The following is a 12,843-nucleotide window of genomic DNA, read 5'->3' on the forward strand; positions in this document are numbered from 1 at the left end:
CTCGAAGCGCCTAGCAGCCCGCGCGGACGAGCCGCAGGACCGCGTCCAGGCCCACCGCCCGGCCCGCCTCGGCGTGCGGCAGCAGGTAGCAGCGCGCCCCGACCCGGGCCGCGCCCGCGTCGGCCATCGTGTCGCCGACCATGAGCACCCGGCCCGGCTCGACGTCCAGCGCATGGCACGCGGAGTAGAAGATCTTCTCGTCCGGCTTGCAGTAGCCGACCTCGTAGGACAGCACCCACGCGTCGATGAACCGGTCGATGCCCAGGCGCCGCAGGATCGGGCGCGCGTCGAAGCCGATGTTCGACACCAGCGCGATCGGATACCCCTGGGCCTTGAGCGACACCAGGGTCGCCAGCGTGTCGGCGAACGCCACCCAGCCTTCGGGGGAGGCGAGCCGGTCGTAGAGGGCCTCCGCGAGGCCGTCGAACACGCCGTGGGCCTGCGCCGCGAGCGCCGTGAACGCCTCGCGGTGGGCGTCCTCGTCGAGGTCCCGCTCCGCCCACGCCTCGGCGAAGTGCGGCCGCACCCGCGGCTCCATGCCCGAACCGAGCCAGCCCTGCGCGCCGATGGCGTCGGCCAAGGCCGTCACCGCGAGCGGCGAGAGCTGCTTCCCGCAGGCGTCCGCGGCCAGCGCGACCGACCTGGTCAAGGGTTCGAGCTGCGCCAAGGTGCCGTGGAAGTCGAACAGGACCGCGTCGACCCCTCCGCGTCCCGCATCGTCGTCTCCTGGTGAGGAATCACGGTGCACATCCGGGACGATACCCGGCCGTGTAGGCGTCGTCACAGCCGGGTGCGCCGGGCGCGTTACCGGGATGCTCTTGTCGGGGCGGCAGACTAGTGTTGGGACCATGGTTAACGCCGACGTGCCTTACGCCGACGACCGCTCCCCGGCCGAACGCCACGCCGCCGCTCAGGCGCGTCGGCAGTGGCCCCAGCTGGCGGCATTCGCGGGGGACTACTCCTTTGAGCTCGACGACTTCCAGGTCCAGGCGTGCCGCGTCCTGGAAGCGGGGCACGGCGTCCTCGTGTGCGCGCCCACCGGCGCCGGGAAGACCGTCGTCGGGGAGTTCGCGGTCCACCTCGCGCTCGCGGAGGGCGCGAAGTGCTTCTACACGACCCCGATCAAGGCGCTGTCGAACCAGAAGTTCAACGACCTCGTCGAGGCCCACGGCGCCGAGAACGTCGGACTCCTGACCGGCGACACGGTCGTCAACGGCGAGGCCCCGATCGTCGTGATGACGACCGAGGTCCTGCGCAACATGATCTACGCGGGCTCGGCGACCCTCCAGGGGCTGCGGTACGTGGTCATGGACGAGGTGCACTACCTCGCCGACCGGTTCCGCGGCGCGGTGTGGGAGGAGATCATCATCGAACTCCCGCAGGAGGTCCGGGTCGTCTCGCTGTCGGCGACGGTCTCCAATGCGGAGGAGTTCGGCGACTGGCTCAAGAGCGTGCGCGGCTCCACCGAGGTCGTGGTCTCCGAGACGCGGCCGGTCCCGCTGTGGCAGCACATGATGATCGGCGGCGCGCTGCTCGACCTGTTCGAGCCCGGCGCCGACTACGTCTCCAAGGAGCTGCTGAAGAAGGACGCGCGGATGCGCGAGCGCGGGGAGCGCGCGGGCGGCGGTCGCCGCCGCGGACGGCCCCATGTGGACCGCGGCCGGGTCGTCTCCCGGCTCGACCAGGCCGCGCTGCTGCCCGCGATCTACTTCATCTTCTCGCGCGCCGGATGCGATGCGGCCGTAGACGAATGCGTGCGCGCAGGGCTCCGCCTCACCGACGGACGCGAGCGCGACGAGATCGTCGACTACGCGACCGCGTCGGTCGCCCACATCGACCCCGCCGACCTCGACGCGGTCGGCTTCGACCGGTGGCTCGCGGGCCTCGCGGCCGGGATCGCCGCGCACCACGCCGGGCTGCTGCCGGTGTTCAAGGAGGTCGTCGAGAAGCTGTTCGAGCGCGGCCTGCTCAAGGCGGTGTTCGCCACCGAGACGCTCGCGCTGGGCATCAACATGCCCGCCCGGTCGGTGGTCCTGGAGCGGCTCATCAAGTACGACGGCTCCGACCACGTCATGCTCACGCCCGGCCAGTACACGCAGCTCACCGGGCGCGCCGGGCGCCGCGGCATCGACGTCGAGGGGCACGCGGTCACCGTGTGGGCCGAGGACGTGCGGCCCAAGGAGCTCGCGGGGCTCGCGTCCAAGCGCACCTATCCGCTGAACTCCTCGTTCGCGCCGTCGTACAACATGGCCGTGAACCTCATCGGCGCGGCCGGAGTCGAACGCGCGCAAGAGGTCCTGGCGTCCTCGTTCGCGCAGTTCCAATCGGACGCCGAGGCCGTCCACATCGCCGAGCAGGCCCGGTCGCTCGGGCGCCGCGCCGCCGAGGCCGCGAAGGGCGCCGAGTGCCACAAGGGCGACTTCCTCGCGTACTTCGAACTGACGCATGAGCTCTCGCAGGCCGAGCGCGCGAACCAGAAGCGCCGCAAAGGCGCCCTACGCGACGAGGCCCGCACCCGCCTGGAGGAGCTGCGCGCCGGCGACGTCGTGTGGATCTCGCGCGGCAAGCGCGCCGGGTGGGCGGTGTTCCTGCGGCCCACCGGCGGCTCGCGGCACCACGACCCGCGGTGGGCGGTGCTCACGGCCGACGGGTGGGCCGGGACGCTGGAGACCTCCGCGTTCGACGGCGGCCTGGAGGTCGTGACGAAGATCCGCGTCGACAAGCGCTTCGACCGGCGCGATCCGCGGTCGCGCAACGACCTCGCGGCGAGCCTGCGCGAGGCCACAAGGGACCGTTCGCGGCCGACGCGCCGCGGCGGGGCCGCCGAGACCCCCGAGATCGCGCGCCTGCGCGAAGAGGTCAAGAACCACCCGTGCCGCACCTGCCCCGACGCCGGGCAGCACACCGTGCACGCGTCCCGCTGGTCGCGGCTCAAGCGCGAGGAGGACGCCTTGCGGCGCCGCTCCGAGCGGCGCGAGCACTCGCTGGCGCGGCAGTTCACGGCCGTGCGGGAGGTGCTCACCGAGTTCGGGTACCTCGAAGGCGAGACCGTCACGGATTCGGGGCGGCTGCTGCGGAACCTGTTCGTGGAGACCGACCTGCTCGTCGCGCAGTGCCTGCGCGACGGGATCTGGGAGGGGCTCGAACCCGCGGCGCTGGCCGCGGTGGCCTCGACGGTGATCTACGAGTCGCGGTTCGAGGAGGACGAGTTCTTCGTGGCCGTGCCGGGGCAGATCACCGAGCATGTGGCGAAGACCGTGCGGCGGTGGGAGGCGATCCGGCGCACCGAGAACCAGCGCGGCCTGTCGCTGATCTCGCGGCCGCAGCTCGGGCTGGCGTGGCCGATCTACCGGTGGACCAGCGGCGAGGAGCTCTCGAAGGCGCTCGCCGCGGCCGACGGCCCGTGGCCGATGCCCGGCGGCGACTTCGTCCGCTGGGCCCGCCGCACCGCGGACCTGCTGCACCAGATGGGGACCGCCGCGCGGTTCCTCGGTACGGAGTCCTCGAACAAGCTCGCTGATGCGGCGTTCGACGCGGTGGACGCGATCCGCCGCGGCGTGGTCGCCGACGTGTAGGACCAGGGAGGCGAGCCCCGCTCGCGTTCAATGTCGCCCCCGCTTGCAAGCGTGCCTGCGGGGGCCGACATTTTCTTGGCCGGGAGGCCGGTCGGCCGCCTCGGGTGGGCGGCGATCATGCGGTGAACGGGAGCGGATCTCGCGTTCGGTGGCGCCCCCGCTTTCGACAGTGCCCTGGGGGGCCGACAATTCGGGGCTTGGCGGTCACCTGGGCGGGGGAGGTCAGGTGGTGGGTGTGGTGATGGCCTCTTGGAAGCGGGTGAGGGCTGAGGTGACGTTCCATTCTGCTGCGAGGGCTTCGACGAGGGCGGGGTCTTTCGGTGCGGTGGGCAGGGCGGCGTCGGTGAGGGGGACCTCGACGTCGGATACGACCGAGGAGACCTTGACGGCGCGGTCGAGGTAGTCGGCGGCGTCGGTGATGGCGGCGCGCTGGCGGGCCGGGAGGTCGGAGGCGGGATCGGCCGCGGCGGCGCGGATGCCGGAGATGCCGCCGAAGGTGTTGACGAGGGAGACGGCGGTTTTGGCGCCGATGCCCTTGACGCCGGGGAGGCCGTCGGAGGGGTCGCCGCGGAGGACGGCGAAGTCGACGTAGTGGCTGGGGGCGACGCCGAATTTCGTGGCGACCGCCTCGCCGTCGAACAGTTCCGCTTTCGAGATGCCCTTGGCGAGGTAGACGACGTGGCGGGCGCGGTCGTCGTCGACGAGTTGGAAGAGGTCGCGGTCGCCGGTGACGACGAGGACCGGTTCGGCGGTGCGGGCGGCGAGGGTGGCGATGACGTCGTCGGCCTCGAACTCGGGGTGGGTCGCGGTGGCGACGCCCAGGGCCGGGAGGAGCGCTTCGATGGCCGCGACCTGGTCGTCGAGGCCCTCGGGGGTGGCTTCGGAGCCGTCGGGGTTCGCCCGCTCGGCCTTGTAGGCGGGGAGCTGCTCCAGGCGCCAGCCGGGGCGCCAGTTGCCTTCGAGGCAGCAGACCATGCCGGTGGGGGAGAAGCGGCGGGCGAGGACCGCCAGGCCGTCGAAGAAGCCCCGCACCGCGCCCGAGCGCCGCCCGTCGGGGGCCTTGATCGAGGAGGGGAGCCCGTAGTAGGCGCGGTACCACAGGGACGCGGCGTCGATGAGCATCAGCATCGGACCACTCTCTCACGGCGGGATGACAGCGCGCGCCAACGGCGATTCGGCCGGTCCGAACTGCGAAACCTGCCACATTGCGGACCAGGTGGCATGAGTATGGGTGCATCCGACCGGAATGATCGGCGAATCCGCAAACGCATAGGAGCCTTCAGGTGAACAAGCACACCCGCCGCGCCGCGGCAGCCCTGGCCCTGATCGGGACCGGGCTCGCCGCAGCCGCTTGCACGTCCGGATCGGACGACGACTCCACGCTCACCGTCTGCACGAACGTCCCCTTCGCGCCGTTCGAGTACAAGGACGGCGACGAGTACGTGGGCTTCGACATGGACCTCATGAACCGGCTCGCCGACCGCCTCGACCAGACCGTCGAAGTGGTCGAGATCAGCTTCGACTCCATCAGCTCCGGCGAGGCCCTCAACGCCGGGACCTGCGATATCGCCGCCGCCGGGCTCTCGATCACCGAGGAGCGGCAGGACGCCATGGGCATGTCCCAGGCCTACTACCGCGCGGACCAGGCGCTCGTCGTGCCGACCGGCTCCGCGGTCGCGAGCCTCGACGACCTCTCCGGGCTCCAGGTCGCCGTCCAGTCCGGCTCCACCGGCGAGGCGTACGCGAACGACAACGCCGAGCAGTACGGCTTCGAAGTGCGGGCCTTCGAGTCCATGGGCGACATCGCGTCCGCGCTCTCGACCGGGGCCGTCGGGGCCTCCATCGCCGACCTCGCCACCTGGAACGAGATGATCGAGACCGCCAGCGACCTCCAGCTGGTGCAGACCATCGAGACCGCCGAGCACTACGGCTTCGCCGTCCAGAAGGACGACACCGAGCTGCTCGACGAGGTCAACACCATGCTCGACGAGATCTTCGCCGACGGCACCTACGCCGAGCTGTACGAGAAGTGGATCGGCGAGCCGTACACCGGGGACCTCGACCAGTAGTGGACGCCGCCACCACCGACGCCGCGCCCGCCCGGAGCCGCATGACGGCCCGGCAGCGCCGCCGCCTCGCCCGCGGCGTCCAGTACGCCGTCATCGTCGCCGTCGTGGCGGTGCTCGCCGCCGTCGCCGACTGGAGCCGCATCGCCGAGTCGTTCTTCCAGCTCGACATCGCCGCGGACATGTTCCCCGAGGTGTGGGCCTCGTTCTGGAACACGATCGTCTACACGCTGCTCGCGTTCGCCTTCGGCATGGTCGTCGGCGTGCCGATCGCGCTCATGCGCGTCTCCGAGTTCGCGCCCTACCGCTGGTTCGCGGTCGTGTACGTCGAGGTCTTCCGCGGCCTGCCCGCGCTGCTCGTGCTGTTCCTCGTCGGCTTCGGCGTCCCGCAGGCGTTCCCGGGCATCCAGTACCCCGGCGGCGTCTACGGGCAGGTCGCCATCGGCCTGGGCCTCACCTCCTCCGCGTACATCGCCGAATCGGTGCGCGCCGGCATCCAGGCCGTCCCCAAGGGCCAGGTGGAGGCCGCCAGGTCGCTCGGCATGAGCCGCACCCGCACCATGGTCACCGTCGTGCTCCCGCAGGCGCTGCGGATCGTGGTGCCGCCGCTGACGAACGAGCTCGTCATGCTCACCAAGGACTCCTCGCTCGTGTTCGTCCTCGGCGTCACCACCGCAACCATGGAGCTGTCGAAGTTCGCCCGCAACGAGCTCACCGACACCGCCAACGCCACCCCGCTGCTCGTCGGCGGCCTGCTCTACCTCCTGCTGACGATCCCGCTGGGCCTCCTGGCCCGCCGCCTTGAGAACCGGGAGGACCACCGGTGAACGCGCCCATCGTCAAGGTCGAAGGACTGCACAAGCGCTTCGGCGACAACGAGGTCCTGCGCGGCATCGACCTGGAGATCGAGGAAGGGGAGGTCGTGTGCCTCATCGGGCCCTCCGGGTCCGGCAAGTCCACGCTGCTCCGCTGCGTCAACCTCCTTGAAGAGCCGACTGAGGGGACCATCGAGGCCGCCGGCCACGACATGACCGGGCCCGACGCGGACCTGGACCTCGCCCGCCGCGACATCGGCATGGTGTTCCAGCAGTTCAACCTGTTCAGCCACATGACGATCCTCGACAACCTCGTCATCCCCCAGCGGCGCGTCTGCAAGACCCCCAAGGCCGAAGCGGTCGAGACGGCGCGGCGCCTGCTCGCCGAGGTCGGCATCGAAGGCAAGGAGAAGGCCAAGCCCGCGCAGCTCTCTGGCGGGCAGCAGCAGCGCGTCGCCATCGCCCGCGCGCTGGCCGTCGAACCCCGGCTCATGCTCTTCGACGAGCCCACCAGCGCCCTCGACCCCGAGATCGTCGGCGAGGTCCTCGCCGTCATGAAGGGCCTTGCGGCCGAAGGGATGACGATGCTCGTGGTCACCCACGAGATGGGCTTCGCGCGGGAGGTCGCCGACCGGGTCCTGTTCCTCGACGGCGGCGTCATCGTCGAGCAGGGGCCGCCCTCGGAAGTCCTCGCGAACCCGCAGACGGAGCGGGCGCGCAGCTTCCTCCACCGCGTCCTCCACCCGGCGGACTGACATCATTGGGGGCATGAGCCTCCTCGACAGCACCGAGCGAACCTCGGAACGGACACTGTGGCGCGGCGGGCGGGTCCTGAGCCCGACCCACCCGGCCGCGACCGCCCTGCTCACCGACGGCGACAGGATCGCCTGGATCGGCGACGAGACCGACGCGCCCGCCGCCGACCGCACCGTCGACCTCGAAGGGGGCCTGGCGGCCCCGGCGTTCGTGGACTCGCACGTCCACCTCACCGGCACCGGGGCCGCACTCATCGGCCTGCACCTCGCCGGGCTTCCCTCGGCGGCCGTCGTCCTCGAACGCGTCGACAGCTTCGCCGCGAGCCTGCCCGCGGACGGGATCGTCCTCGCCCACGGCTGGGACGAGACCGCCTGGGACGACCCCGCGCCGCTCACCTCCGAGGCCCTCGGCAAGGCCGCCGGAGGCCGCCTCGCGTACCTGTCGCGGACCTGCGGCCACACCGGCGTCGCCGCGCCCCGGCTCCTCGCCGAGCACCCCGAGCTCGCCGCCCTCGACGGCTACGACCCGTCCGGGCTCCTCACCCGCGCCGCCCACCGCGCCGCCCGCGCCACCCTGAACGCGGCCGTCCCGCTCAGCCAGCGCCTCGCGATCGCCCAGGCCGGGCTGACCCATGCCGCGAGCCTCGGCATCGCCGCGATCGCCGAGATGGCGATCCCGAACGACGCCGACCCGCTCACCGAGGCCGAGTTCTCGGGTCTCGTGAAACTGGGCCGCGATCCCGGGAACCCCGCCGTCTACGGCTGGTGGGGCGAGCTGCGGGCCACCGAGAAGGCCCGCGACCTCGGCGCCCACGGCAGCGGCGGCGACCTCTCCGCGGACGGGTCCCTGGGGGCCCGGACGGCGTTCCTCCGCACGCCGTACGCCGACGAGGACACCCTCGGGGCGCAGTATCTGACCGCCTCTGACGTTGCGGCTCATCTTCGCGATGCCCATCGTTTCGGGCTTTCCGCCGCATTCCACGCCATCGGGGACGGCGCCATCGCGGCCGTCCTGGACGGCCTCGACCGGGTCGAAGCGGAGATCGGGCTCGACGCCGTGCGGCACGCCCGCCACCGCATCGAGCACGCCGAGCTGCTGGACGCGCAGCTCATCGCCCGGATGGTCCACCACGGCGTCCACGCGTCCGTGCAGCCCGCGTTCGACGCCGCCTGGGGCGGCCCCGACGGCATGTACGCGGCCCGGCTCGGGCGCGACCGGGCGCTGGCGGCGAACCCGCTCTCGCGGCTCGCCGGGGTCGGCGTGCCGCTGGCGTTCGGATCCGACTCGCCGGTGACCGCACTGGACCCGTGGGGCGGTGTGAGGGCCGCCGTGCGGCACTGGAACCCGGTGTCGCGGCTCCCGATGGCCGCGGCGTTCGCGGCGGCCACCAGAGGCGGCTGGAGGGCCCTGGGGATCGACGACTCCGGGTCGCTCGTCCCGAACACCCGAGCGAACTTCACAGTGTGGGACCTCACCGGGACCGGTCTCCCCGACTTGAGTGATCCCGATGCCCCCGAGCCGGAGTGCCGCCTCACGGTCGCCGAAGGATCGCTCGTGTACACGCGCGCCTGACCTGGCACTGCGCTTGCGGCGGTGCTGACGCGAGAAAAATTGCTGGACCAAAATTCCGACCCGGTCGACGCCCTCGGCGCTGTTTGGCTTACGGTGGTCTGGTCCTCGGCGGACGACCTGAAACGGTGGCCCGCCGAACGTCGGGGGCGACTCGACTTGCTTTGCTCCCACGCAGACTGGACAAGGTGACAGCGCGGCCGCACTGTCACCGGCGGCCAGGTCCAGATCGCGGGGGTCGGCGGAGGAAGGCGGGCCGGTCGCCGGTGGTGGACCCGCGGCGGATGCAGGTGATCCCTAGACAACAGCTCGTAGACGCTCAGCCAGACGGGTGCGAGTTGGTCCGAAGATCACCGGTGAACGCGGCAGGGGACACCGGCCGTACAGGGACTGGGAGAAACCCGTGCGAGGGGCGTAGCCGGACACAGCTACGCCCCTTTGCCGTGTCCGCAGTACGCTAGAGCCCCACCGGGCGCGAATTCCGCTCGCGCCGGTCGCATCCCAGGCCAGCGCACGAGCGAGGAGCGCCCTTCTTGAGCACCGTGATCGACGACGACCGCGACGCGCCTCCCTCGGAGGACGCCCCCGCGCCGCAGCCCGTCAAGGCCCGCCGCGGCCTCCTCCTGGTCGACTCGCCGCTCGGGCGCCGCCTGAGCCTCCCCGCCGCGCTCGTCCTCGCGATCGCCTCCGGCCTCCTCGCCGTCCTCGCGTTCCCGCCCTACGGGGCCTGGCCGCTCGCGGCCGTCTCGGTCGCCGGGTTCGGCGCGGCCGTCCACCGCAGGCGCCTGCGCGGCGGCCTCGGCGTCGGCTTCGTGTACGGCATGGCGTTCTTCATGCCGCTCCTGGCCTGGTCCTCGACGCAGGTCGGCCAGTGGCCCTGGATCTTCCTGTCCGCGCTCGAAGCGCTCGGCACCGGCATCCTCGGCGCCGGGCTCGCCGTCTGCTCGCGCCTCATCGACCGCCACCGCTGGACCTGGGCCCCGCTCACCGGCGTCGCCTGGGTCGCCCAGGAGGCGCTGCGCGACCGCCAGCCCTTCGGCGGCTTCCCCTGGGCCCGCCTCGCGTTCAGCCAGGCGGACGCTCCCACTGCGGCCGCCGCCTGGCTCGGCGGCGCGCCGCTCCTCAGCTTCCTCGTGGCGCTCACCGGCGGGTTCCTCCTCGTCGCCGGGTACGCGGTCGTGACGCGCCGCCTCGGCGGCATCCGCAAGGCCGCCGCGTTCGTCGCCGCGGCCGCCGTCGCCACCATCGCGCCGCTCGCGCTTCCGATCGGGACCACCGCGCCCGCGGGGGAGACCGTCAACGTCGCCGTCGTCCAAGGCAACGTCCCGCGCCTGGGCCTGGGCTTCAACGAGCAGCGCCGCGCCGTGCTCGACAACCACGTGCAGGCCACCCTCGATCTCGCCGACGCCGTCAACGAGGGCCGCGCCGAGCGGCCCGACCTCGTCGTGTGGCCCGAGAACGCCTCCGACATCGACCCGATCGAGAACCAGGACGCCTACGACGAGATCAGCCTCGCCGCAGCCGCGATCGGCGCGCCGATCGTCCTCGGCGGCATCGTCCACAACGACGACGGCACCGTCTCCAACATGAGCATCGTGTGGGACCCCGAGGACGGGCCCGTCCACATGTACTCCAAGCGCCACCCGGTGCCGTTCGCCGAATTCGTGCCCTACAAGGACTTCTTCTCCACCGTCGCCGGGTGGATCGACCCGCGCATGTCCGAGGGCCTCGACAGCGTCGCCGGATTCGAAGCGGGGGAGAGCGACGGCGTGATCCCCGTCGACGGCGCGGAGATCACCGGGCTCATCTGCTTCGAGATCGCCTTCGACGCCGAGACCCGCGACTCCGTCCTCAACGGAGCGCAGCTCATGGTCGTGCAGACCAACAACGCCACCTTCGACACCAACGAGGCGCAGCAGCAGCTCGCGATGGTCCAGATCAGGTCCATCGAGCACGGCCGCGACGGCCTCATGGCCTCCACCGTGGGCGTCTCCGCGTTCACCGACCACACCGGAGCGGTCTCGCAGGCCACGGAGTTCAACACCGCCGCCGTCATCCAGTCGGACCTGACGCTCTCGGACGCCTCGACTCCCGCCACTGTAGTGGGTATCCTGCCTGAAGCGGTCCTCACCGGAGCGGCACTGGTGGCACTGGCCTGCGCAATCGCCATCAACATCCGGCACCGCCGCGGCCAGGTCTAGAAAGCCGACGCCATGTCCCAGAACCCGGACCGGAACACCCCCGGCAGCGATGCCGGTCCGGCCGTCGTCGCGATCCCGACGTACAACGAGCGCGACAACATCGAGACCGCCGTCCGGGCCGCCCTCGACGGCTGCCCCGGCATCGACGTGCTCGTCGTCGACGACAGCTCGCCCGACGGGACCGGCGAGATCGCCGACGCCATCGCCGAACGCGAATCCCGAGTCCACGTCCTCCACCGGGCCGAGAAGCAGGGCCTCGGCGCCGCCTACCTCGCCGCGTTCGCGTGGGCCGCCGAGCGCGGCTACCGCGTCGTCGTCGAGATGGACGCCGACGGCTCCCACGACCCCGCCGACCTGCCGCGGCTCCTCGACGCCATCGCCGAAGGCGCCGAACTCTCCATCGGGTCCCGGTACATCCCCGGCGGGTCCGTGCGCAACTGGGCGCTCCACCGGCTCGCGCTCTCCCGCTGCGCCGGGATCTACACGCGCGCGATGCTCGGCCTGCGCGTCCAGGACGTCACCGCCGGATATCGCGCCTACCGCCTCGACGCGCTCCAGAAGCTCGAACTCGACACCGTCAACTCCGTGGGGTACTGCTTCCAGATCGACCTCACGTGGCGGGCCGTCAAGGCCGGTTTCACCATCAGCGAAATCCCGATCGTGTTCACCGAGCGGCGCGCCGGGGCGTCGAAGATGAACGGCGCCATCACGATCGAGGCCCTGTGGAACGTCACCGTGTGGGGGTTCGCCCACCGCGCACGGCAACTGCGGCGCGCCTTCACGCGTGGCAGAATCGAGGAGTGACGCACCAGCAGCCGCCGCAGGCACCGAAACGGGCCCCGTTCGCCGTCAGGCTCGCGCTGGCGGTGTGGATCGTCGCCGAGGCCGCCGCCTTCTTCGGGCTGGCCTACCTCATCGGCTTCGCGTACACCCTGATGATCTTCATCGGCACGACCTTCCTCGGGATCGCGCTCATCCAGTACGTCGGCGCGAAGTCCTTCCGGGCCGCCCGCGACTACCTGAACTCCGGCGGCGACCCGTCCCGCGAACTCCCCAACGGGTATGCGCTCGCGGGCGCGTTCTGCCTCATCATCCCGGGCTTCGTCACCGACCTCATCGGCCTGCTCCTGCTGTTCCCGCCGACCCGGTTCCTGTTCCGGGGCCTGGGGCGCTGGATCGCGGCCCGCACGCCCGTGATGCGCTTCGGCGGGGACGTCATCGACGGCGAGGTGGTCGAGGAGCGGGACTACGCGGACACGCCGTTCCCGGACGACGAGCCCAAGCGGTACGACAACGGACCCCGGTCGATCGACCAGGGTCCGTGAGCCTCGCTGACTTAGCGCTCGCCGCGGCGGGCGCGCATCTCCTGAAGGCGCTCGTCGAGGATCTCTTCGAGCTCCTCCATCGAACGGCGCTCCAGCAGCATGTCCCAGTGGGTACGCGGCGGCTTGACCTTCTTCGTCTCCGGCTCCTCGCCGTCGACGAGCTTGGCCGTCGTCCCGTCCAGGCGGCACTCCCACGTGAGCGGGATCTCCGCTTCGACTGCGAAGGGCACCTCGAAGCGGTGGCCCTGCGGGCAGACGTAATCACGGGTCTGGCGGGGCGCCAGCTCCGTGTTGCGGTCCGATTCGTAGCTGACGGCGCCGAGACGGGAGCCCCTCAGCATTCTGTCGCCCATGTTCCCCTGCACTTCCTTTGAGCACTTGCCCTGACCCTCGCAGCCGGACCGGTCGGCCCCCGCTGCTTGCGCGCCCCGCCGATCACGCCGAATCGGGGGGCTTTCGCTTCGTACAACGCCGGGACCTGGCCGGATCCTTCCCGGCACCGCCGTCCGCTGATGCAGCCGTTCCGACGCGGACCC

Annotated in this window: 11 protein-coding genes; 8 read left to right on the plus strand and 3 right to left on the minus strand. The window is 71.6% G+C overall.

What is annotated here, in order from left to right; translation table 11 throughout:
- Positions 1 to 10 precede the first annotated feature (10 nt).
- A complete protein-coding gene (locus tag WA640_RS21195; RefSeq protein WP_106365815.1) occupies positions 11 to 850 on the minus strand; it encodes an HAD family hydrolase in 840 nt (279 codons plus the stop codon).
- On the opposite strand from WA640_RS21195, the gene WA640_RS21200 reads away from it, so the two are divergent.
- The gene (locus WA640_RS21200; protein WP_335990327.1) at positions 849 to 3,575 is read left to right on the plus strand and encodes a DEAD/DEAH box helicase; all 2,727 of its coding nucleotides are present in this window, start codon (positions 849 to 851) and stop codon (positions 3,573 to 3,575) included. The two genes, WA640_RS21195 and WA640_RS21200, sit on opposite strands and share 2 nt — an antisense overlap.
- Positions 3,576 to 3,797: 222 nt before the next feature.
- On the opposite strand, the gene WA640_RS21205 is transcribed toward WA640_RS21200, so the two are convergent.
- Positions 3,798 to 4,703 (minus strand): 5'-3' exonuclease, encoded by a 906-nt coding sequence (locus WA640_RS21205; protein ID WP_335990329.1) that lies wholly within the window; start codon positions 4,701 to 4,703, stop codon positions 3,798 to 3,800.
- Between the two features lie 155 nt (positions 4,704 to 4,858).
- Here WA640_RS21205 and WA640_RS21210 point away from each other — a divergent pair, with 155 nt between their 5' ends.
- The 7 genes from WA640_RS21210 to WA640_RS21240 all read left to right on the plus strand — a co-directional run bounded on the left by WA640_RS21210 (position 4,859) and on the right by WA640_RS21240 (position 12,307).
- Entirely contained in the window at positions 4,859 to 5,644 is a 786-nt protein-coding gene (locus tag WA640_RS21210) for a transporter substrate-binding domain-containing protein (protein WP_335990331.1), read from the plus strand.
- A gap of 41 nt (positions 5,645 to 5,685) precedes the next feature.
- Positions 5,686 to 6,468, plus strand: coding sequence for an amino acid ABC transporter permease (locus WA640_RS21215; RefSeq protein WP_442904799.1), 783 nt, complete (start codon positions 5,686 to 5,688; stop codon positions 6,466 to 6,468).
- Positions 6,465 to 7,211, plus strand: a complete 747-nt coding sequence (locus WA640_RS21220) for an amino acid ABC transporter ATP-binding protein (RefSeq protein WP_335990333.1) — start codon at positions 6,465 to 6,467, stop codon at positions 7,209 to 7,211. The genes WA640_RS21215 and WA640_RS21220 overlap by 4 nt, the downstream gene beginning before the upstream one ends.
- A 13-nt stretch (positions 7,212 to 7,224) precedes the next feature.
- Entirely contained in the window at positions 7,225 to 8,784 is a 1,560-nt protein-coding gene (locus WA640_RS21225) for an amidohydrolase (protein ID WP_335990334.1), read from the plus strand.
- 539 nt (positions 8,785 to 9,323) lie between these two features.
- Positions 9,324 to 10,982, plus strand: a complete 1,659-nt coding sequence (lnt, locus tag WA640_RS21230; protein ID WP_335990643.1) for an apolipoprotein N-acyltransferase — start codon at positions 9,324 to 9,326, stop codon at positions 10,980 to 10,982.
- A gap of 12 nt (positions 10,983 to 10,994) precedes the next feature.
- A complete protein-coding gene (locus WA640_RS21235; protein ID WP_335990335.1) occupies positions 10,995 to 11,786 on the plus strand; it encodes a polyprenol monophosphomannose synthase in 792 nt (263 codons plus the stop codon).
- Positions 11,783 to 12,307, plus strand: coding sequence for an FxsA family protein (locus WA640_RS21240; RefSeq protein ID WP_335990336.1), 525 nt, complete (start codon positions 11,783 to 11,785; stop codon positions 12,305 to 12,307). Before WA640_RS21235 ends, WA640_RS21240 begins: the two co-directional genes overlap by 4 nt.
- Positions 12,308 to 12,318: 11 nt before the next feature.
- Here WA640_RS21240 and WA640_RS21245 read toward each other — a convergent pair whose 3' ends face one another.
- Entirely contained in the window at positions 12,319 to 12,660 is a 342-nt protein-coding gene (locus WA640_RS21245; RefSeq protein WP_091028371.1) for an RNA polymerase-binding protein RbpA, read from the minus strand.
- Positions 12,661 to 12,843 lie beyond the last annotated feature (183 nt).

Origin of the sequence: Glycomyces sp. MUSA5-2 (assembly GCF_037034145.1) — a bacterium.
GTDB classification, from domain to species: domain Bacteria; phylum Actinomycetota; class Actinomycetes; order Mycobacteriales; family Micromonosporaceae; genus Glycomyces; species Glycomyces artemisiae.